Genomic DNA, 19,911 nt, shown 5'->3' with positions numbered 1-19,911 from the left:
TGATGAACACCTCCCGACCTGCCCGCCGCGTACCGCGGTTTTCGCTGTCCCTGAACGCGCGCATCTGCACTACCGCAACCGCGCTGGTGCTGCTGAGCCTTGGCATCACGTCCGCCGTCATCGGCATCAAGGGCCGCGACGCCTCCGAGGACGCCGCCATGCGCCTGGCCCAGACCGCCGCGCGCGAAACGGCCGCTGTCCTGCAAGGGCGCATCGGTGCCAACATGAAGGCGATCGACGTGCTGTCGGGCGCCGTCGGGGCCACCGGCGCCGCCAGCGGCCCCCTGGCGCGACCGCAGCTGCGCGAAATCACGAAGTCGGTATTGTTCGGCGCCGAAGACCTCGTCGGTACCCTGGTCGCGATGGAGCCGGATGCGCTCGACGGCAAGGATGCGGAGTATGCGGGCCAGAAGCCGGAATTCGATGACACCGGCCGCTACATGCCGTACTGGACGCGCACGGCCGATGGTGGCGCACGGGTGGAACCGAGCGTCTTTGTCAGCACGCCGGGCGGCAACGACTGGTACGACGTCCCCAAATCGACCGGAAAACGCTATCTGTCGGAGCCGTACAGCTATCCGGTGAACGGCAAGGAGACGCTGATCGCGTCGCTGGTGGCGCCGATCGTTGTCGGCGGCCAGTTCAAGGGTGTGGCCACCGGCGACATCATGTTGCTCAAGCTGGCGGCGATCCTGGCTGGCATGAAGCCAATCGAAGGGGGCGTGCTGACGCTGGTGTCGAACGGCGGCCTGTATGCGAGCCATCCGGACGCGGCCCGCAACGGCAAGAAGGCGGACGACATCCCGGCGGCCGGCCTGGAGAGCATCCGCCAGGGCAAGGCCTACGAATTCACCGATGGCCAGGCAATGGTCAGGCTGCTGCAGCCGCTGCAGCCGCATCCGGACATGGCGCCGTGGGCCGTGCAGCTGAGCTTCCCGCAGGCCGTGGCCACTGCTCCCGCGCGCGAACTGATGGCCTATTCGCTCGTGGTGTCGGCGATCTGCGCGCTGCTGGCCACGCTGGTCATGGTGACGGTGCTGTACCGCCTGATGCGCCCGGTGCGCACGCTCGCCGCCGCGATGAGCGACCTGGCCGGCGGCAACGCGGACCTGAGCGCGCGGCTCGAAGTGCGCGGCAAGGACGAACTGGCAACCATTGCAACCGGTTTCAACACCTTCGTGGCCAAGATCCAGGACGTGCTGGCGCGCGTGCGTGACAGTTCTGACAGCGTCGCCGGCGCCAGTTCCGAGATCCGCCAGGGCAACGCCAACCTGTCGGCCCGCACTGAACAGCAGGCCAGCGCACTGGAAGAGACCGCAGCGTCGATGGAAGAATTGACCTCGACCGTGCGCCAGAATGCCGACAATGCGCGCCAGGCGAACCAGATGGCCGTGTCGGCGTCCGGCATCGCCTTGCGCGGCGGCGAAGTCGTGGCCCAGGTAGTCGGCACCATGTCCTCGATCGAGGCGTCTTCGCGCAAGGTGGTGGACATCATCGCTGTCATCGATGGCATCGCCTTCCAGACCAACATCCTGGCCCTGAACGCCGCGGTAGAGGCGGCACGGGCGGGCGAGCAGGGCCGCGGGTTCGCAGTGGTTGCGACCGAAGTACGCAATCTGGCGCAGCGCAGCGCGGCGGCGGCGAAGGAGATCAAAACGCTGATCAATGACTCGGTCGACAAGGTCGGGATGGGCTCGATGCTGGTCGCCGAAGCCGGGCAGACCATGCAGCAGGTGGTCGACAGCGTGCGCCGCGTGACCGACATCGTCAGCGAGATCAGCGCAGCAAGCGCCGAGCAGAGCACCGGCATCGGGCAGGTGAACCAGGCGATCGTCCAGATGGACGACGCGACCCAGCAGAACGCCGCCCTTGTTGAACAGGCGGCAGCGGCCACCGAAAGCCTGCAGGAACAGGCCGCGACGCTGGTCGCGCTGGTAGGCGAATTCAGGCTGGAAGCGCAAGGCAAGGCGACGCTGCCGTCGCGTTCACGCGTGCCGGCGCTGGCTGCGCCGCGCTGAGCGCCCCACCTGCGGAGCACCGCCGGCGCTTCAAGCCGCGCTGCGGCGGGTGTCCATCGACGCCACCCACTCGACTGCCAGCAGCACGCCGCCTGACAGGGCCAGCAGCGGCATGAGCAGGCAGAGCGCTGCCGTGCCAGCCAGCGCCAGCGGCGACGCCGCCCGCCACGCCCCCGGCAGCAGCGGCGGCAGCAGCGGCGCCCGTCCGGCACGGCTGCTGCCCCTGCGCTTGAAGAACATCACCCAGCCCGACGCCAGCGAAAACAACACCCCGGCGCCAAACAGGAACAACACGACCTGGTTCCAGATCCCGAACTCGCCGCGGTGGAAGGGGATACCGAGCGCCGTTGCCTTGCCGAATGCGGTTTGCTGTTCCCATCCCGAGCGGTACAGGGTCTGGCCCGTGTAGGCATCAAGCATCAGGTCGAAGCGCAGGGTCGGCCGGGTACGGTCGATGCCGGTCGCGCGCCATACGCCATGCGCACCCTGTGGCGGCGTGAGCTGCATGGCGATGGGCGGCGCCAACTCGCGCGCGCGCATCCAGGCCTGCTGCCAGCCGAGGAGCACGGCCCCCGCAGCCCCCGCTGGCGGCGCCGAGTGCAGATGGCGCGGCGCCTGGGGCGAGGCCTGGCCCGCGGCGTCGCGCAGTGCGCGCACCTGCTCGCCGGCATAGCGGCTCCAGGTAATGCCGGTGGCAACCATCACCAGGCTCAGGATGCCGAGGGCGACGCCGCCAAAGGCATGCCACTGGCGCCAGGCGGCACGCCCCTTCTTGCCGCGACGCGGCAGGATCGGCTGCCCTCGCCCCGGCCACCACAGGACCAGGCCGGTCAGCAGCATCACGAACAGCCAGCTGGCCGCCAGTTCGATCATCCAGCGCCATCCCTCGCCCTGCAGCAGGCGCGAATGCAGCGTGCGCGCCCATTCGCTGAAGCGCTCGCCCGGGGCCTGCGCGCCCAGCACCCGCGCGTCGTAGGGATTGACGAATACTGTGAGGGGTGTGGCTCCTTGCGGGGCGGGCGCGGCATGATGGTGCGCCCCGGCCGCGTGCGCGCGCGCCGGCTCGAAGCTGACCCTGACGGCGTCGCCTGGCCCGAAGGCAGGCGCCACCGAGCGCAATTCGAGGTTGCCTGGCGCCGCCATCCGCGCGGCCGCCACCGACCGGTCGAGCGGCAGCATGGCGCCTGCCGGCGTCACACGGTCGAGGTGCGCATACAGGCGCGCTTCGACCTGGGGCGTGAAGATGTAGACGAGGCCGGTCAGTGTCGCCACCAGGATGAAGGGCGACGCGATCAGGGCGGCCCAGAAGTGGACGCGCAGCAGCAGGCTGCGGCGCCGCGCCGGCAGGGCGGCCAGCAGGGACGGTTCGCTCATCCGTTCGTTCATGACATTCCCGCTCCATTCAAGCTAGCCAACCGCCGACCCGCCGGGCGCTACGTCACCGTATAGCTGTGCGCGCTTACGGAGCGCGATGGACGGCCAGGACGCGGCACCCACGTCTGCGCGGGTCAGGAGAGGCAGTATCGTCATCAGACAGGCGGGGAGGTTTGCGCACACGCAGCTCATGCGCATTGCCCTGCGCGGCGCCCCGTAAAAGCAGATTCCTTGCTTCGTCTCCAAAGTGGTTGTGCAGGCATTCCTCAACCGTGACTTTCGTCAATTCCTACGCTGCGGTAACGCATTCCAAGCTTGTCAAGAAGGTATTTACTGATTGTTAAGCTTGCCTGGTTGACCGTTCTCCCTGGCAGCGAGTTCCGACCGAACTGTCATCGCAAGGAGCTGGATCATGCCCAATCTGCGCGCCACACTTGAACACCACCTGGCCAGGACCGCCGCCACCGTCCTGCTTGTCGTTTCCACCCTCACCGGATGCGCAACCGTCAGTCTGCCATCCCAGGCGCCGGAGGACATGGCCAGCGAGGCGGCGCCTTCCCCGGAAAAGCGGATCGAGCGGCTCGACAAGAACGCCGTGCACGCCGCCGTCGCAGACGGCATCAGCACCAGCCTGGCCCTGTCGGCCGGCGCAATGGAAATGAATCCGCTGATCTCGACCTCGCCGATCGGACTCGTCGCGCTGACCGGCGCCAAGATCGGACTGGTCAAATTCGCCGGCCGCCTGCCCGAACCGCAGAAGCGGCTGGTCATCAAGGCCTCGAGCGCAGTATGGGGCGGCGCCGCTGTCAACAACCTGATGGTGCTGATGTCGGCGCCCTCGCCGGTAGCGGTTGCCGCGGGCGTGGTGGCCGGGGTGCTCTGGTGGCGCCACAGCAACCGGGTATACCAGCAGGCAGATCGTGAAATTGCGGCGCGCCAGCAAAAGCTGCCGCTGCCGCTCGATGCGGAACGGCCCGAGGTGGCGGCGGTGACGCAGGCGCCGCCGGCGCTCGCTGCGCAGGTGCAATAGCATCTTTGCTGCTCGGCCGGCGAACCGGCCGAGTGGGAGAGCTCAGGTACACGCATGGCAGACGACCGCGGGCCAGCAACGGTGCACATCGCGCCCCAGGGCGAATAAATTGTATGTTCACGTTAGCGCTACATTCAGGGACATGGCAGCATGCCCAATTCATAACCGAGCGATTCCACTGGTGTGATTGTCGTCGCCCTATGGAGTGGAACGCGCATATCAACGAAGGACAGAAGCATCTGTGAGGTCACCGGACGGCAGCTGTCGGTGTGCGCGGTGTCACAGACTTGTACCTGGACGAAACGAATGCAATTATTCGCATGTGGATCGCGCATGCATGTCTGCCGATTCTGTGCTGGGCATTTGGGTAATGCGCTTTCGTCCACCTTGGTCAGGGTCATCGCGCCGGTCGGGGTTTCTCGCGTCAGCGCCAGGTAGTCTATGCGGATGTTTTTGTCCGTGACCGGCGACGCCAGGACGAGTTCGCCTGGCGAATTCCGGAATACTGCATCCTGTTTCACTTGCTGGATCCTGGTCGTATTACCTGGATACACATTGGCAGCAGCTGCCGCGGCACGCCTCGTCACTTCCTGTAGCGTGTTATAGACATACATTAGCCGGGCAGTTTCAATGATGCCGAATACGAGCGTGAAAAAGATTGCCGCAAGCAGCGCGAACTCGACGGCCGCGGTGCCCTTTTGTCGTAAACAAGGGCAGCGACCGGTGCGCGGGAAGGAGTTATTTGCCGACATACGGTACTGTCGCCTTTACGTTAATAAGCCACCCATCTGGACCGAGATAGGTACCGAAAAAGGTGTCAGTGACGGGGAAGGCGACAAATACAGTAACCGTTTTTGGCACCGCTGCCTGTCCGCCCAGAAAGCCGCAGGTGTTCACGCCGCAGAACACGTCAGGGGAGCCGATGTCCTCCCCCGGGGCCAGCTCAGCGACCTCTCGTTTTGCAATTTCGACAGCGATATTCTTGGCGTGAACGGCCATTGTTTTTGACTTCATCTCGGCTATCGACACCGTGGACATATAACGCGCGGCATCTTGTGCCGCCTTTTGCGCGACTGTGTAATGCCACATGTAGCGCGCGCACAAGATGAGTGGCGCCAGGGTGAGGAGCAGGAGGGGCAGCAAAATCGCCAGTTCTATCGCTGCGACCCCGCCCTGGCGCTGGTGCCGGCGCGAGTCGGAGACGGGCCTGCGGATCGAGAAAGTCATGGATAAAGCTCCACTGTGCCGGTGAGGGACTTTTCAGGAGTTGTTCCGGCAAATTCGGCAATCAGCTTGTCCTCCGTCGCCGCAACAGTCATGAAGAACTTGCCGATTCCCCGCACCGTCGCCGTCGCGTTGCCACCGGACGGGACGCTGGTACAGGAAAGCAGGGGGATGTTGAGCACACGCCTGAGCGCGACGCTAAACTCTTTTCGCGACGTATCCGGCGACTTGATCGTCTTGGGGTTGCTGCTGCCAATGGGACTATAAGGCGTGCTTCCGGCTGCTGTCGGGTAAGTGCTGTTCGCGGATAAACCTGCCCGGTACAGCTGTTCCCAATTAGCAGTGGAAAAAGTTGCGTAGCCTGACTTCGGTTCGGACTTGCCGGAGGCCGTGTACGAGCTGAATTTCACCGCCTTCGCGAATGACCAGAGGGGACCATACGATCCGGCGCTCAAGCCGGGGAGTATGCTTCCAGGCGGTGGAATGTCGGCCACCGTTTCGAGGAAGCCGCGCTCCGTGGTCGTTTTGGCAGCCTGCTCCCCCATGGCGGGCGACATCCACGGCGCCCCGGCCGGTTTGTCGTATGGGTATGGCATGGTGTTGGCGTCAGGTGGAGCGCTCGCAGGGCTGCAAACGCCGGTATAGTCATCAAGACGGGAGTTCAGTTGCGCGTGGAGTAATTTAAGTGGTGACGTTGTCGGCAGCTCGGTAACGCGGATCGTTCCGCCTTGCACGCGCGGTGTCCACATCACCCCGGGGCATACGAAGTCACCGATCGTGCTGCTGTCGAACGACACGCTGGACATACCGGGCGCGATCGCCGGGTTGATCAGGAAACGTGCAGGAGTCGTGGCCTTCGGGTTGAGTTGCATGAGGTCATAGCTGACACCGCGACGAAAGCCATACTCCACCAGCTCGGTGTCGGCAAGGCCCGTGTTTGTCCTCTCAGTGCCTGGATCCTCCGACATCGCGCAGATTGCAATCGGCAGTGCGTTGATACTTGCCCGTCCCGCGATCGCAATGTCGTTAACTTTCATTTCCGTGAAATCGCTCGAAAACATGGGCATGATGAATGTGCGCACTGTCCCCACCGCCGACTCCAGGGCGGAAGTGTCGACTTTGGCAAAATAGAACTCCGATGCATCAGAGATCCCGGACCCAGACCGCCAATCGCCGGTGCGGGCAGGGGTAGTGCTGAACTGCAGCGCGGTTTCATCCCACACAATCGAAAGACCGTACTGATAAGTGTAGTTTGCTGCGGTTTTCCGGGCTTCGTCCCTGGCTTTAGTTATTCCCTCACTCGTCCCGTTTAATTCCTGGGCAGCGGCCAGGGCGACTGCTTTCGCAAGTCCGCTCAGTTCAGCTTTGCGGTTGTACATCTGGCTTGCATCGAGAGCCATTCCACAGACTGCGAATATCAGAAGCAGTAGAGGTACAAACATGATCGCAAAAGCGCCCCGTTCCCGGCCGCGTCCCGGCACTGTGCAATGAGATCGGCCAGTACGCGCATCCTGGGGAGCGTGTCGTTGCGTGCGTAACAGATTACGCTTCAGTGCCATAGATTTCCTCATCGTTCCGGCAGGTCATGATCAAGACGATTCTATCGAGACAAGCGCTCCCGAAATTGCGATTTGGCAAGCAAGGATGGAGTAGTTGCTCAACGCCGAAAATGACAGCGTGTTTGCGCATCTGGCCGGGATGAGCTGCATTGGCAGCAGCCGGCCAGCGCCTCATTTCGGCGTGGTCTCTGGAGCGTTGGCGACAGTCGCTTGTTTTCCTTGCCGCGTCTGGTTTGCCTGGAGAAGGACTGCCGCACATGCACAGGACCAGAGGACCCACGAAGAAAGCGGCAGGAATATCGGGACGATCGCATGGTTCCCGACTGCCAGGATTGCTGCGGCGCCGAGGCAAGGGATGACACAGGACGTGGCCATCCTACGCCTGTAGAAGGATACACGCGACCATGGAACGAACAGCATGCAGGCGGCGACCACACCGAGGAAAAAGGTCGACGCGGCGAGGATGAACATTCCTAAGATACCCCCTGCGCCGAAAAGCAACAGGGCCCACCCTGTATCACGCGTCGTGAAGCCAGGCGTTCCCTCGCCGGGTGCCAAGTGGTCTTGAAAGGCGTCTCGCCGAATATTCCGCTGCCACCGCCGGTAGTAATAGGCAGACAGTCCGCCCAGGGAAAGCCCCGGCAGTGCGAATACGACGTGCGTCCCGAAGCTCGCGCCTACGTTCCATAACCAGGACTCGAGAAGAGTCCAGCCCAGCAAAGTACACACGCAAGCAGTGAATCCGTAGTCGAAACCGGCATTTGTCGGGCTGGCTGGACCTGCTTTCATGGAGCTCCTCCTCGCGATAGCCTAGCGCTGCTGGATTTATCGAGAACACCGGGAATCTCGATGTGCAGAGTCTGTCAGCGGAGGTGAGTTGCTGCAATTAAAGATCGTTGCCGGTTTGATCGTCCTCATTGCTTGTGTGAATAATATTCGAAGCCGTGTCCTTGCCTGCCGGGCGCATCCTGCGGCATTCATTCCCGCCGCCAACGCGATCACGCTCGACGGCGCTGGCGGCCAAACGCCCGGCCAACTGCATGGCGATGTCCAGCGGATCGGGGGATGCAGGGGCGTCGGGGACTGGCCTTGATCAGTAAATAGCAAGCAGTGTGCATCGCCGATCGGCCAGCGTGAACGAAGGAATCCGGACATCGATATGCGCGAAACCTTAAAACGCCAGCCGCATATGGATGTGCAAAACGATTCGTGTCGTTTCGGAGCGGCATGCTCTAGGCTGTACTCATCTTTTATCGAACGGACAATATTATGAGCATCGTATTGCTTGGCGGAAGCCCCTCGCCGCACTCGTCGACTTCGCGCCTGCTGCAGCATGTGGGCGAGAAACTGGCGCGCCATGGCCGCCGCGTCACGCGCATCGAGGCGCGCGAACTCGATCCGCATGCCTTGCTTTCCGCCGACTGCGGCGAACCCGGCATCGCACGCGTGCTTGCACAGATCGCAGCGGCCGATGCCCTGGTGGTGGCGACGCCCGTCTACAAGGCCGCCTACAGCGGCCTTCTGAAAGCCGTGCTCGACCTGCTGCCGCAGGATGGCCTGGCCGGCAAGCTGGTGCTGCCGCTGGCCACCGGAGGCAGCCAGTCGCACATGCTGTCGCTCGACTACGCGCTGCGTCCGGTGCTCGCTTCAATGACGCCGCGCTCGATCCTGCCGAGCATCTACGCCACCTCCGGCCAGCTCGAGCGCCAGGCCGACGGCAGCCTGGCGCTGGCGCCGGCGATTGCCGCGCGCGTGGCCCAGGGCGTCGAGCAACTTGCCTTCGAGTTGCATGCCATCGAGCTGCGCGCCACCGCACCGCGGGCTGAAGCCGCAGCGCTGGCCGCCTGAACACAATCCAATTCTAAAAAGAGAGCCCCATGCAAGTTGACCATCACCCATCGCGCCCCGGCCGCCGCCGGACCCTCGGCCTGCTCGCCGCCGGAGTCGCTGCCGGCCTGCCCGGCATCGCACCCGCCCAGCCGCCAGCGGAGATCCGGATCGGCTACCAGAAATATGGCACCCTGACCCTGCTCAAGGGGCGTGGCACGCTGGAAAAGCGCCTGGCTGCGCAAAACATCGCCGTCAAGTGGACCGAGTTCCCGGCGGGACCCGTGCTGCTCGAAGGCCTGAACGTCGGCAGCATCGATTTCGGCACCGTCGGCGAGGCGCCGCCGATCTTCGCCCAGGCCGCCGGGGCGCGCCTGGTGTATGTCGGCCACGAGCCTGCCTCGCCGTCGAGCGAAGCGATCGTGGTGCCGAAAGGCTCGACCCTGCGATCCCTGGCGGACCTGCGCGGCAAGAAGATCGCGCTGAACAAGGGCTCGAACGTGCACTTCCTGCTGGTCCGGGCGCTGGAAAAGGCCGGTATTTCCTGGAGCCAGATCCAGCCGATCTACCTGCCGCCGGCGGACGCCAGGGCCGCGTTCGAGCGCGGCAGCGTCGACGCCTGGGTGATCTGGGATCCCTTCCTGGCCGCCGCCGAACAGCAGCTGGGCGCGCGCGTGCTGGCCGATGGGCGCGGCCTGGTATCGAACCACCAGTTCTATCTCGCCGCGCGCAGCTTCGCCGAAGGGCAGCCGGGCATGACCCGCATCCTGCTCGAGGAGATCGCCAGGGTCGACGACTGGGGCCGCGCCAACCTGACGGAAGTCATACAGATCCTCTCGGTGCAGACCGGCCTGCCGCGCAATGTCGTCGAGCTGGCGGCGCGCCGCTATACCTATGGCGTGAAGAAGATCTCGCCGGAAGTCGTGCGCGAGCAGCAGCGCATCGCCGATGCCTTCCACGGCCTGAAACTGATCCCGAAACCGATCGTCGTGGCCGAGGCCCTGCCGGCCGTATCCCTGGCCGCCTCGCTCTGATGGAAAACACCATGTCCACTCCCAAGGTCTTCTGGTTCCTCCCCACCCATGGCGACAGCCGCTATCTCGGCACCACGAAAGGTGCGCGCACGGTCGACGCCGACTACCTGCGCCAGGTCGCCGTCGCCGCCGACACGCTCGGTTACGAGGGCGTGCTGCTGCCCACCGGCCGCTCCTGCGAAGATCCCTGGATCGCCGCCGCCTCGCTGATTGGCGCCACGCGCAATCTGAAATTCCTGGTCGCGATTCGTCCCGGCCTGTCGACGCCGGGCCTGGCGGTGCGCCAGGCCGCCACCTTCGACCGCCTGTCGAACGGCCGCCTGCTGATCAATGTCGTGACCGGCGGCGACCAGGGCGAACTCGAAGCCGATGGCCTGTTTGCGGACCATGCGGCGCGCTACGAGATCTCGGATGAGTTCATCCGTGTCTGGCGTGCCAGCCTGGCTGGCGAGGGCGGGGCGGCAGGCTACGATTTCGACGGCAAGCACATCCAGGTGAAGGGGGCAAAGACCCTGTACCCACCGCTGCAGAAGCCCCATCCGCCGCTGTACTTCGGCGGCTCGTCCGAGCCGGCGCACGAACTGGCGGCCGAGCAGATGGATGTGTATCTCACCTGGGGCGAGCCGCCGGCCGCGGTGGCCGAGAAGCTGGCCGACATCCGCGCGCGCGCGGCCAAACACGGACGCACGCTGCGCTTCGGCATCCGCCTGCACGTCATCGTGCGCGAAACAAACGAGGAGGCCTGGCGCGCCGCCGATGAACTCATCAGCCACCTGGACGACGATGTCATCGCCAAGGCCCAGGCCGCATTTGCGAAGATGGATTCGGTCGGCCAGCAGCGCATGGCGGCCTTGCATGGGGGGCGGCGCGACAAGCTCGAGGTGTCGCCGAACCTGTGGGCCGGCGTCGGCCTGGTGCGCGGCGGCGCCGGCACGGCCCTGGTGGGCGATCCGGAAACGGTGGCCGCGCGCATGCGCGAATACAGCGACCTGGGTATCGACACCTTCATCCTGTCCGGCTATCCGCACCTGGAAGAGTCCTACCGCTTCGCCGAGCTCGTATTTCCCCTGCTTGGCAAGGGAAAAGAGAAGGGCGAGCAATCGCTGACCGGGCCGTTCGGTGAAATGATGGCCAGCGACATCGTGCCGAAGAAGGCGGCCTGAATGGCGGCCGGCGCACTCCTGGAGGGGCCTGCACGGCCCGCGCGGCGCCAGACCCGGACACTGCTGGCGCCCTGGGCCCTGCCGGCCCTGCTGGTGCTGGGGTGGCAGGTGGCGGCGCAAAGCGGCTGGCTGTCCAGCCGCATCCTGCCGGAGCCGGCGGCGGTCTTGAGCGCATTCTGGTCGCTGGCGGTATCGGGCGAACTCTGGTCGCACCTGTGCACCAGCCTGTGGCGTGCCGGGGCCGGCTTTGCGATCGGCGCGGGGGCAGGGCTGCTGCTCGGCTTGCTGAACGGCAGTTCGCGCCGCGCCGAGACCCTGCTGGACACGACCCTGCAGATGATCCGCAACATCCCGGCGCTGGCCCTGATCCCGCTGGTGATCCTGTGGTTCGGCATCGACGAGACCGCCAAGCTGTTCCTGCTGGCTGTCGGCGTGTTCTTCCCGGTCTACCTGAATACCTTCCACGGCATCCGCTCGGCCGACCAGGGCCTGATCGAAATGGCGCGCAGCTATGGGCTGTCCGGCTGGGCGCTGCACCGCGATGTCATCCTGCCGGCGGCCTTGCCCTCGATCCTGGTCGGGATCCGGTTTTCGCTCGGCCTGGTCTGGGTGCTGCTGATCGTGGCCGAAACCATTTCGGCGCAATCGGGCATCGGCTACATGACCATGAATGCGCGCGAATTCCTGCAGACCGACGTCGTACTGGTCGGCATCCTGCTGTACGCCCTGCTGGGCAAGGCGGCCGACCTGGCCGCGCGCCTGCTCGAGCGCCGTTTCCTGCGCTGGAACCCGGCCTACCGCTGACGAGGACACCATGCATATCAATACCGAAGAAACACGGCGCGTCGCAGCCGCAACCAGCGCGCAAGTCGCCGCCGTCGAGCTGCGCGCGCTGACCAAGGCCTACGGGCCACGCACGGTCCTGGCCGGCATCGACCTCTCCATCGCGCCGGGCGAATTCGTCGCCCTCGTCGGGCGCAGCGGCTGCGGCAAGAGTACCCTCCTGCGCCTGATCGCCGGGCTGGAACGGGCCGATGGCGGCAGCGTGGCGATCGACGGGGCAGGGCGCGCCGACGCGTTGCGGCTGATGTTCCAGGAAGCACGCCTGCTGCCCTGGAAGAGCGTGCTCGAGAATGTCGCACTCGGCGGGGTCGGGCGCGAGGCCGCGCTGGCGGCGCTCGGGCAGGTCGGCCTGGCCGAGCGCGCCGGGGAGTGGCCATCGGTCCTGTCCGGCGGCCAGCGCCAGCGGGTGGCCCTGGCGCGCGCCCTGGTCCATGCGCCCGGCCTGCTGCTGCTCGACGAACCCCTGGGCGCGCTGGACGCGCTGACCCGCATCGGCATGCAGCAACTGATCGAATCGCTGTGGCAGCGCCAGGGCTTCAGCGCCGTGCTGGTTACCCACGATGTCCAGGAGGCGCTGATCCTGGCGGACCGGGTTCTCGTGATCGAGGAAGGGCGGATCGCTTGCGACCTCAGTGTCAACCTCCCCCGCCCGCGCCAGCGCGGCAGTGCGGCCTTTGCCGCACTGGAGGGCAAGCTGCTGGCAAGCGTGCTCCATACGTCAAGCGACGGGGGGCAGGGCGACCTGTAGGCCGCGTCCGGCATCGCTCACTTCTTCGGCGCGTCGATCCGGTAATCCCAGGCCTTCAGGCTGCGCTTGGCAGTGCTGCCCGGCAGCGTGTACTGCTGGGGCGCCCCGGTCAGGTTGACGGCGACCGCCACCACATTGCCTTCCTTCTCGCGCCGGAAAGCGAATACCTTGTCGTTGCCGGTCTCGAGCACCGTCACCGGTCCGCCGTACTGGCCATTCCACAGTGCCCGGTTGTCGTGCTTGAGCTTGAGCAGGCCCGCATAGAAGGAAGCGTAAGGATAATTCTTCCACTCGATCGGGTCCTTCTTGAAGAATTCCAGCCGCTTGTCGAAACCGCCTTCCTGGCCGCCGTAGATCAGGGGCATGCCCGGCAGCGTGGCCGCCAGCACCGCCATGGCCTTGAATGCCGGCCCATAGTGCTCGGCGTCGCTGCCGTGCCAGGAGTTTTCGTCGTGGTTGCTGGTAAAGCGCATGCGGTAGGCGTGCGCCGGATAGGCCACCGGCGGCTGCTCGAGGAAAGCGCGCAGTGCGCGCGCATCGCTTTTGCCCTTGGCGATGTCCTTGAAGATGCCGAGGGTGTCCCAGCCATAGCTCATGTCGAAGGCGCTGTGCAGTTCCGGTTGCCAGGCCTCGGCCAGCATGAAGACCGGCTTGATCTTGTCGAGTGCCGCGCGGGTCTGTTCCCAGAACGCGGTCGGTACCTTGGCCGCCACGTCGGCGCGGAAGCCGTCGATGCCGGTCTCGCGCACCCAGAACGCCATCGCCTCGCTCATCCCCTTCCACAGGCCGGGCTGCTTCCAGTCCAGGCCGGTCACGTCGGTCCAGTACTCGGGCTCGGCGCCTTCGGTATACGTAACCGGATAGATCTCGCCCTTGTCGTTCTTCAGGTACCAGTCCTTGTGCTCGACTGTCCACGGGTTGTCGAAGGCGGTGTGGTTGGCGACCCAGTCGAGGATGACGTACATGCCCAGGCCATGCGCCTGTTTCACCAGGCGCTTGAAATCGTCCATCGTGCCGAACTCGGGATTGACCGCCGTGTAGTCGCGCACCGCGTAGTAGCTGCCGAGCGGGCCCTTGCGGTTCTTTTCCCCGATCGGCTGTACCGGCATCAGCCAGAGGATGTCCACTCCCATCTTGCGCAGGCGCGGCAGGTGGGCCGCGAAGGCATTGATCGTGCCTTCTTTCGTGTACTGCCGAATGTTGACTTCGTAGATGTTCGCATTGCGTGACCAGGCAACGTGTTCGGCCGCGGCAGCTTGCGCTTGTTGAGCGGAAGCGTGCAGCGGGGCCAAAGCAGCGCACAGGGCGAAGCCCAGAATCGACAGGGAGCGGGCGGCGTGTCTCATGGATATCCTTGTTGTCTGACTGATGTAAAGAGGGCCGGCCGTGAATGGGCCCGGCGATGCTTGTCGATCCAGCTTACTAAAGTTTTTGACGGGCTGACAAGATCTTTGTGTAGTTTAGGTACATCCATCCGGTGACACGGGTAATTTATCGGGATGATGTGCCTCAGTGGAGGTAGTACCGCTACCGCAGTCGCGCTCGGCGGCACCGGCAGGCGTCCTCGACAGCGACCACCGCGATCGCTCCTGATAAAGGTTTCGTACCAGGACCGATGGCCGAATGTGACTGAAGTTGCTCGCTTTTTGTCTATTTCCCGGTTGACCACGGCCTGAAAAGTGGATAGCATCATCCAAAATGACAACGATGGACAATTTGGTGCGCGGCTTGGGTCGTGACTGGATTGATCAGTGCGTGTGGCCGTATGGCCAGAGGAGACAAGGTGTCCACAATTCACGACGTCGCCGAAAAGGCAGGCGTATCGATCAAGACCGTTTCACGCGTGCTCAACGACGCCAACAGCGTGTCCGAGAAAACGCGCCTGCGCATCGAGCAGGCGATGCAGGTACTCGACTTCGCGCCGTCCGCTGCGGCCCAGATGCTGCGCGGACGCCCGACCGACCTGGTGGCAGTGATCGCGGAAAAGCTGACCACGACGCCGGATTCGTCGGAAATCATCAAGGGTATCCAGTCCGTCTGCGAATCGATGGGCAAGATGCTGATCATTGGCGAAACCGGCGGGCAGGCCAGCATTGCCAACCGGCTGGTCAGCGACATGCGCACCCGGCGGGTCGAGGCGATCATCTTCGCTACCCCGTTCCACCGCGAAGTGACCCTGAACGGGATGCTCGGGCAGACACCCGCCGTGCTGGCCAACTGTTTCGAGGCGTCGCCGCGTTTCACCCAGGTGGTGCCGGACGACGAGGGCGGAGGCTACGAGGCCGCGCAGGCAGTACTGCAGGCCGGGCACAGCAAAATCGCCTTTCTGCAACTGATCGAAGACATGGTCGCCACCGGGCAGCGCATGCGCGGGTTTCGGCGCGCCATGGCGGAACATGGTGTCCGGCCTGACGAAGCCTGGATGCTGTACGGGGCGACGCCAGCGGACGACGAATTCTCGCAACTGAAGGACACGATCGAGCGCCTGTTCGCGACTGCCGATTGTCCGACCGCCATCCTGTGCGGCAACGACAAAATGGCCATGCGCGTCATCTTCATCCTCCAGCGACGCGGACTGCGCGTGCCCGAGGACGTTTCCGTGGTCGGCTTCGACGATTTTCGCCTCATTTCGGAAGCGCTGGATCCGGGTCTCACGACCGTCGCCCTGCCATATCGCGAGATCGGCGAACTCGCGGCGCGCCAGGCATTCGGCGCCATCCAGGAGCCGGGCATCCTGCGGGTGCCATGCCGGGCTGTGATGCGCGGTACCGTGACCGCGCCGCGAACAGGGAAGGGCGCCAGGCGATGAAGCGCGCAACCCTCCCTGCGCTGGCCATGCTGGCCATGCTGGCCGGACCAGGCGTGGCCGCGCCGGTCGAGATCAAGGCCTGGCGCCACGATACGGGCGACGCCGAGATGGCGGCGAGCCGCAACATGGTGGAGCGTTTCAACCGCGCCCAGGACAAGTGGCGGATTGTGGTCGAGGCGATTCCGCAAGGTTCCTACACCGAATCGATCACGGCTGCCTCCCTGGTCGGCCAGCTCCCCTGCATCATGACGATCGACCAGCCGGCTGTGCCGAACTTCGCCTGGGCCGGGAACATCCGTCCGCTCGACGACCTGCTGCCGGCGTCGGTTGTGAAACCGCTGCTGCCCGGTGGGCGCGGCACCTATCGCGGACGGCTCTACAGCGTCGGCCAGTTCGATGTCGTGCTCGCCCTGTTCGCAAGGCGCTCGGCGCTGGCGGCCGCGGGCGTGCGCGCCGCCACCGTCGAACAGCCGTATTCGGCCCGGGAACTGCACGACATCCTCCTCACCGTGAAGCGCACGGGCCGCTATCGCTATCCGCTCGACCTGAACGGCAAGGCCAAGGGCGAATGGGTCAGCTATGCCTTCTCTCCCTGGCTGCAGAGTGCCGGGGCGGACCTGATTGACCGCGGCGACTACCTGCGCGTCGACGGCGTGCTCAATAGCGCCGAGGCGCTGGGCGTGGCGCGCTATTACGCGCGCCTGTTCAAGGACAGGCTGGCCGAGCGCAATCCGGCCGACGAGAAGGGCTTCGAGCAGGGCCGCTCGCTCATCCAGTACACCGGGTCGTGGAAGGCACGCGAATATGCCGAGCGCTTCGGCGACGATCTCGTGGTGATGCCGCCGCCCGACTTCGGCCATGGACCGCAGGCTGGGGCGGCTTCCTGGCAGTGGGCGGTCTCGCGCAGTTGCCGGCATCCAGCCGGCGCCGCCGCTTTCCTCTCGCACCTGCTGTCAGACAGGGAAATGGCGGAGATGTCGCGCCTGACCGGCCTGGTCCCGGTCAGCGCGGCGGCGGCGGCCCTGACCGACTACTACCGCCCGGGCGGCAAGGGACGCATCTACTTCGACTTCGCCGCCCGCTACGCGCAGCCGCGTCCGGCGACGCCGGCCTATCCGGCAATCTCGGCGGCGTTCGAGAAAGCGATGGGGGACCTGCGCGCAGGTAAAGAGCCGGCGGAGGCAATGGACGAGGCGGTCGAGGCGATCGAGTACGACATCGCGCGCAATAACGGCTATGGATTCACCAAACCAAAAGCGGTGGCAAGCAAATGAAAACCCTACTTGGCCGGGACAGCCCGTTTGCCGTCGGCGGTTTCGCCGGCCCGGCGCTCCTGCTGTTCGCGACCTTCATCGTGCTGCCGCTGTTGTTGGCGGCGGCAGCCACGCTGACCAATCACCGGCTGGTCTCGCCCGAACCGACCCGCTACGTCGGGCTGGACAACTACAAACGCCTGCTGACGCTCCAGGTGGTGACCGTCGAACCGCTGCGTGATGCGGCCGGTGCCGTCCTGCGCGACGAGGACGGCATGCGCTTTCCCACCTGGCGCCAGACACGCCTGGACAGGCCCGAACTGGCGGGCTTCCGGCCGGCCTGGCAATTCCAGTTTGGCGAGCGCCGGGTCGTACTGGCGGGGACCGATCCACTGTTCTACCGCTCGCTCATCAACACCTTCCTGTTCGCGCTGCTCGTGCTGCCGCTGCAATGCGGCGTGGCGCTTGGGCTGGCGCTGCTGGTCAACCAGCGCATGGCGGGACGCATCTTCTTCCGCACTGTCTACTTCGCGCCGGTCGTGACCTCGATGGTCGTGGCCTCGATTGTCTGGTCATTCATGCTCAACACCGACCGCGGCATGATCAACGAGCTGCTGCGCACCCTGACCGGCGACCCGAACACGGGGCCGGACTGGCTGGGCGAGAGCAGCTACGCGCTGCCGGCGATTGCGATCATGTCGGCCTGGCAGGGGGCGGGCTTCCAGATGCTGGTGTTCCTGGCCGGGCTGCAGTCGATCTCGTCCGAGCAATACGAGGCGGCGACATTGATGGGCGCGAATGCCTGGCAGCGTTTCGTGCACGTTACCCTGCCGGGCCTGCGCAACACCATCGTTTTCGTGATGGTGTCGACCATGCTGATGGCGTTCGGATTGTTCACCCAGGTCGACGTGATGACTGCAGGCGGTCCTCTCGACTCGACATCCACGGTGGTGTACCACGCGGTACGCAGCGGCTTCAAGCAGCAGGACATCGGTTATGGCTCGACCATCACGCTGGTCTTCTTCGGCATCGTGCTGCTGGTGTCGGCACTGCAGCGCTTCCTTGCATCGAAAGGCGCAGACAAATGAATCCGTTCTTCCGCAAGGCGCTCCTGCGCGCGCCGCTGTTCATCGTCATGTGCGTGCTCGGCCTGGTGTTCGCGACGCCGCTGCTCTTCATGTTCGCGTCGTCCTTCAAGCACGACGATGCGATCTTCGCCAACCTCACCAGCTTGTCGGCCTACGTCCCGGATGCGACGTGGTCGGTGGCGAACTACGCGTCCATTTTCGAGCGCAGCAACCTGCCGCTGTTCCTGCTTAACTCGACCATCATCGCGCTGCTGGTGGTGGTCGGCGGCGTGCTGGTCAACAGCATGCTCGCCTTTTCGTTGAGCCGCATGCGCTGGCGCGGCCGGGGAGCGGTGCTGTCGGTGGTGGTGGCGATGATGGTCATCCCGTTCGAAGTGATCGCCATCCCCCTGCTGACGCTGGTGGCGAGGCTGCCGTGGCCGGGCATCGAGCAGGGCGCAGGCACTTGGCACTTCGCTTGGCACATCGGCTGGTTCAACAGCCTGCACGTCCAGGTCATTCCGTTTCTTGCAAACGCCTTCTGCGTCTTCCTGTTCTACCAGTTCTTCCGCGATATCCCGCCGGAGCTGGACGAGGCGGCGAAGATGGACGGTGCAGGGCCCTGGGCGCTGTTCTTCCGCATCATCCTGCCCAACAGCCGTCCGGTGATCGCGACTGCCGCGATCGTGCTGTTCATCGCCGCGTGGAACCAGTACCTGTGGCCGATCATGGTGGTGCAGGGCGAGGCGGCGCGCCCGGTGCAGCCAGGCATCCAGCAATTCTTCGGCCGTTCCAATTCCTGGGGTCAGATCATGGCGTATGCCTCGGTGGTCACCCTTCCCGTGCTTGCGGTGTTCCTCGCTTTCCAGCGGCAATTCGTTGCCTCGGTCGCGGGTTCCGGCATCAAAGGCTAACTCTTGCGTTCTCAACCATGACACTTAAACTCGACGACAAATACATCTGGGACTTCTGGCATTACGCGGAAGGGGAAGAACAGCACCTGTTCGTGCTGCAGGCCGACCGGGCGATCGGCAACCCGGACCTGCGCCACTGGAACGTGTCGGTCGGCCATGCCGTCTCGCGCGACCTGCGCAACTGGGACTACCGCGGCACCGTGTTCCAGCCGGCACAGGAACCGGCGTGGGACGATTTCACGACCTGGACCGGTTCGGTGATCAAGGCCGAGGGCAGCTACCACCTGTTTTATACGGGCACCAGCCGCGTCGAGAACGGCATGCGCCAGCGCATCGGCCACGCGACCTCGAACAGCATCGACGGACCCTGGACCCGCGTCGGCGATGGCCTGGCGCTCGACCTCGACGAGCGTTTCTACGAGGAGCATGCCGAAGGACGCTGGCATGACCGCGCACTGCGCGACCCATGGGTGCTGCCGGAAAAGATCGACGGCGTGTACCACATGTTCTTCACCGCGCGCCGCAAGGATGGTCCAAAGTACGAGCGCGGCGTCATCGGCCACGCCACCTCGCCCGACCTGGTGCACTGGGAAGCGGCCGCGCCTGTCTATGAAGGCGGCCACTACGGCCAGCTCGAAGTACCGCAGGTGTTCGAACGCGACGGGCAGTGGTTCTGCACATTCTGCAATATCCGCGAGCACTGGTCGGAAGCGCAGCGCGCCAGCCATGAAGGCGGCGTTTCGGGCACGCATTACCTGGTGGCGGACCATCCGCTGGGTCCGTGGCAGCCGGCCGAAGGCTTCCTCGACGGTTCGGTGCCATGCCGCCGCTATGCCGGAAAAATCCTGCACGACCCGCAAACCGGCAAGGACTGTTTGATGGCTTTCCTCGATACCGGGAAGGACGGCCAGTTCGTCGGCCAGATCAGCGACCCGATCCCGCTGCACCTGGAGGACGGCCGCTACCGGTTGGACGCGTCGTCAGGCCAGTAATGACAACGTTAGACAACATCTAGCCGCCACATCGAGCGGGATAACGAGGAGACACC

General features: G+C 64.9%; 18 protein-coding genes. 13 read left to right on the top strand and 5 right to left on the bottom strand.

The annotated features are described in order from the left end of the window. The first annotated feature begins 2 nt into the window (after positions 1-2). Positions 3-2,018 carry a methyl-accepting chemotaxis protein gene (locus ACFPN5_RS03065; protein ID WP_379779993.1) on the top strand — a complete coding sequence of 672 codons (2,016 nt, stop codon included), beginning with the start codon at positions 3-5 and terminating at the stop codon, positions 2,016-2,018. 30 nt (positions 2,019-2,048) lie between these two features. Here ACFPN5_RS03065 and ACFPN5_RS03060 read toward each other — a convergent pair whose 3' ends face one another. Next, the gene (locus ACFPN5_RS03060; RefSeq protein ID WP_379779991.1) at positions 2,049-3,404 is read right to left on the bottom strand and encodes a PepSY-associated TM helix domain-containing protein; all 1,356 of its coding nucleotides are present in this window, start codon (positions 3,402-3,404) and stop codon (positions 2,049-2,051) included. A 400-nt stretch (positions 3,405-3,804) separates the two neighbouring features. Between ACFPN5_RS03060 and ACFPN5_RS03055 the strand changes: the two genes are divergently transcribed. Continuing rightward, the gene (locus ACFPN5_RS03055) at positions 3,805-4,422 is read left to right on the top strand and encodes a hypothetical protein (RefSeq protein WP_379779989.1); all 618 of its coding nucleotides are present in this window, start codon (positions 3,805-3,807) and stop codon (positions 4,420-4,422) included. Between the two features lie 134 nt (positions 4,423-4,556). Here ACFPN5_RS03055 and ACFPN5_RS03050 read toward each other — a convergent pair whose 3' ends face one another. The 3 genes from ACFPN5_RS03050 to ACFPN5_RS03040 are packed head-to-tail and all read right to left on the bottom strand — an operon-like array spanning position 4,557 to position 7,205. Continuing rightward, a complete protein-coding gene (locus tag ACFPN5_RS03050; RefSeq protein ID WP_379779987.1) occupies positions 4,557-5,174 on the bottom strand; it encodes a TadE family protein in 618 nt (205 codons plus the stop codon). Next, positions 5,161-5,649 (bottom strand): TadE/TadG family type IV pilus assembly protein, encoded by a 489-nt coding sequence (locus tag ACFPN5_RS03045; protein ID WP_379779985.1) that lies wholly within the window; start codon positions 5,647-5,649, stop codon positions 5,161-5,163. The genes ACFPN5_RS03050 and ACFPN5_RS03045 overlap by 14 nt, the downstream gene beginning before the upstream one ends. Next, positions 5,646-7,205 carry a pilus assembly protein TadE gene (locus ACFPN5_RS03040; protein ID WP_379779983.1) on the bottom strand — a complete coding sequence of 520 codons (1,560 nt, stop codon included), beginning with the start codon at positions 7,203-7,205 and terminating at the stop codon, positions 5,646-5,648. The genes ACFPN5_RS03045 and ACFPN5_RS03040 overlap by 4 nt, the downstream gene beginning before the upstream one ends. A gap of 877 nt (positions 7,206-8,082) precedes the next feature. On the opposite strand from ACFPN5_RS03040, the gene ACFPN5_RS03035 reads away from it, so the two are divergent. From ACFPN5_RS03035 to ACFPN5_RS03010, 6 genes are all read left to right on the top strand, one after another. After that, on the top strand, positions 8,083-8,298 hold the full coding sequence (locus ACFPN5_RS03035; protein WP_379779981.1) for a hypothetical protein: 216 nt from the start codon (positions 8,083-8,085) through the stop codon (positions 8,296-8,298). 176 nt (positions 8,299-8,474) lie between these two features. Then, a complete protein-coding gene (gene ssuE / locus ACFPN5_RS03030; protein ID WP_379779979.1) occupies positions 8,475-9,053 on the top strand; it encodes an NADPH-dependent FMN reductase in 579 nt (192 codons plus the stop codon). 29 nt (positions 9,054-9,082) lie between these two features. Then, on the top strand, positions 9,083-10,066 hold the full coding sequence (locus tag ACFPN5_RS03025) for a sulfonate ABC transporter substrate-binding protein (RefSeq protein ID WP_379779977.1): 984 nt from the start codon (positions 9,083-9,085) through the stop codon (positions 10,064-10,066). An 11-nt stretch (positions 10,067-10,077) separates the two neighbouring features. After that, complete coding sequence (gene ssuD / locus ACFPN5_RS03020) at positions 10,078-11,229, top strand: FMNH2-dependent alkanesulfonate monooxygenase (protein ID WP_379779975.1); 1,152 nt, start codon at positions 10,078-10,080, stop codon at positions 11,227-11,229. Further along, the gene (gene ssuC, locus ACFPN5_RS03015; RefSeq protein ID WP_379779973.1) at positions 11,230-12,033 is read left to right on the top strand and encodes an aliphatic sulfonate ABC transporter permease SsuC; all 804 of its coding nucleotides are present in this window, start codon (positions 11,230-11,232) and stop codon (positions 12,031-12,033) included. A gap of 10 nt (positions 12,034-12,043) precedes the next feature. Then, positions 12,044-12,820 (top strand): ATP-binding cassette domain-containing protein, encoded by a 777-nt coding sequence (locus ACFPN5_RS03010; protein WP_379779971.1) that lies wholly within the window; start codon positions 12,044-12,046, stop codon positions 12,818-12,820. Between the two features lie 17 nt (positions 12,821-12,837). On the opposite strand, the gene ACFPN5_RS03005 is transcribed toward ACFPN5_RS03010, so the two are convergent. After that, entirely contained in the window at positions 12,838-14,166 is a 1,329-nt protein-coding gene (locus tag ACFPN5_RS03005; protein WP_379779969.1) for an alpha-amylase family glycosyl hydrolase, read from the bottom strand. Between the two features lie 437 nt (positions 14,167-14,603). Between ACFPN5_RS03005 and ACFPN5_RS03000 the strand changes: the two genes are divergently transcribed. Genes ACFPN5_RS03000 through ACFPN5_RS02980 form a run of 5 tightly spaced genes read left to right on the top strand, consistent with a single transcriptional unit; the run spans position 14,604 to position 19,855 of the window. Continuing rightward, positions 14,604-15,629 carry a LacI family DNA-binding transcriptional regulator gene (locus ACFPN5_RS03000; protein ID WP_379779967.1) on the top strand — a complete coding sequence of 342 codons (1,026 nt, stop codon included), beginning with the start codon at positions 14,604-14,606 and terminating at the stop codon, positions 15,627-15,629. Then, the gene (locus ACFPN5_RS02995) at positions 15,626-16,903 is read left to right on the top strand and encodes an extracellular solute-binding protein (RefSeq protein WP_379779965.1); all 1,278 of its coding nucleotides are present in this window, start codon (positions 15,626-15,628) and stop codon (positions 16,901-16,903) included. The genes ACFPN5_RS03000 and ACFPN5_RS02995 overlap by 4 nt, the downstream gene beginning before the upstream one ends. Continuing rightward, complete coding sequence (locus ACFPN5_RS02990; RefSeq protein ID WP_379779963.1) at positions 16,900-17,970, top strand: carbohydrate ABC transporter permease; 1,071 nt, start codon at positions 16,900-16,902, stop codon at positions 17,968-17,970. Before ACFPN5_RS02995 ends, ACFPN5_RS02990 begins: the two co-directional genes overlap by 4 nt. After that, the gene (locus ACFPN5_RS02985; protein ID WP_379779961.1) at positions 17,967-18,863 is read left to right on the top strand and encodes a carbohydrate ABC transporter permease; all 897 of its coding nucleotides are present in this window, start codon (positions 17,967-17,969) and stop codon (positions 18,861-18,863) included. Before ACFPN5_RS02990 ends, ACFPN5_RS02985 begins: the two co-directional genes overlap by 4 nt. Positions 18,864-18,880: 17 nt before the next feature. Beyond that, on the top strand, positions 18,881-19,855 hold the full coding sequence (locus tag ACFPN5_RS02980; protein WP_379779959.1) for a family 43 glycosylhydrolase: 975 nt from the start codon (positions 18,881-18,883) through the stop codon (positions 19,853-19,855). The last annotated feature ends 56 nt before the right edge of the window (positions 19,856-19,911 follow it).

It is taken from the genome of Massilia niabensis (genome assembly GCF_042655085.1).
GTDB classification, from domain to species: domain Bacteria; phylum Pseudomonadota; class Gammaproteobacteria; order Burkholderiales; family Burkholderiaceae_D; genus Telluria; species Telluria niabensis.
This window is presented reverse-complemented; position numbering and strand designations above follow the sequence as displayed.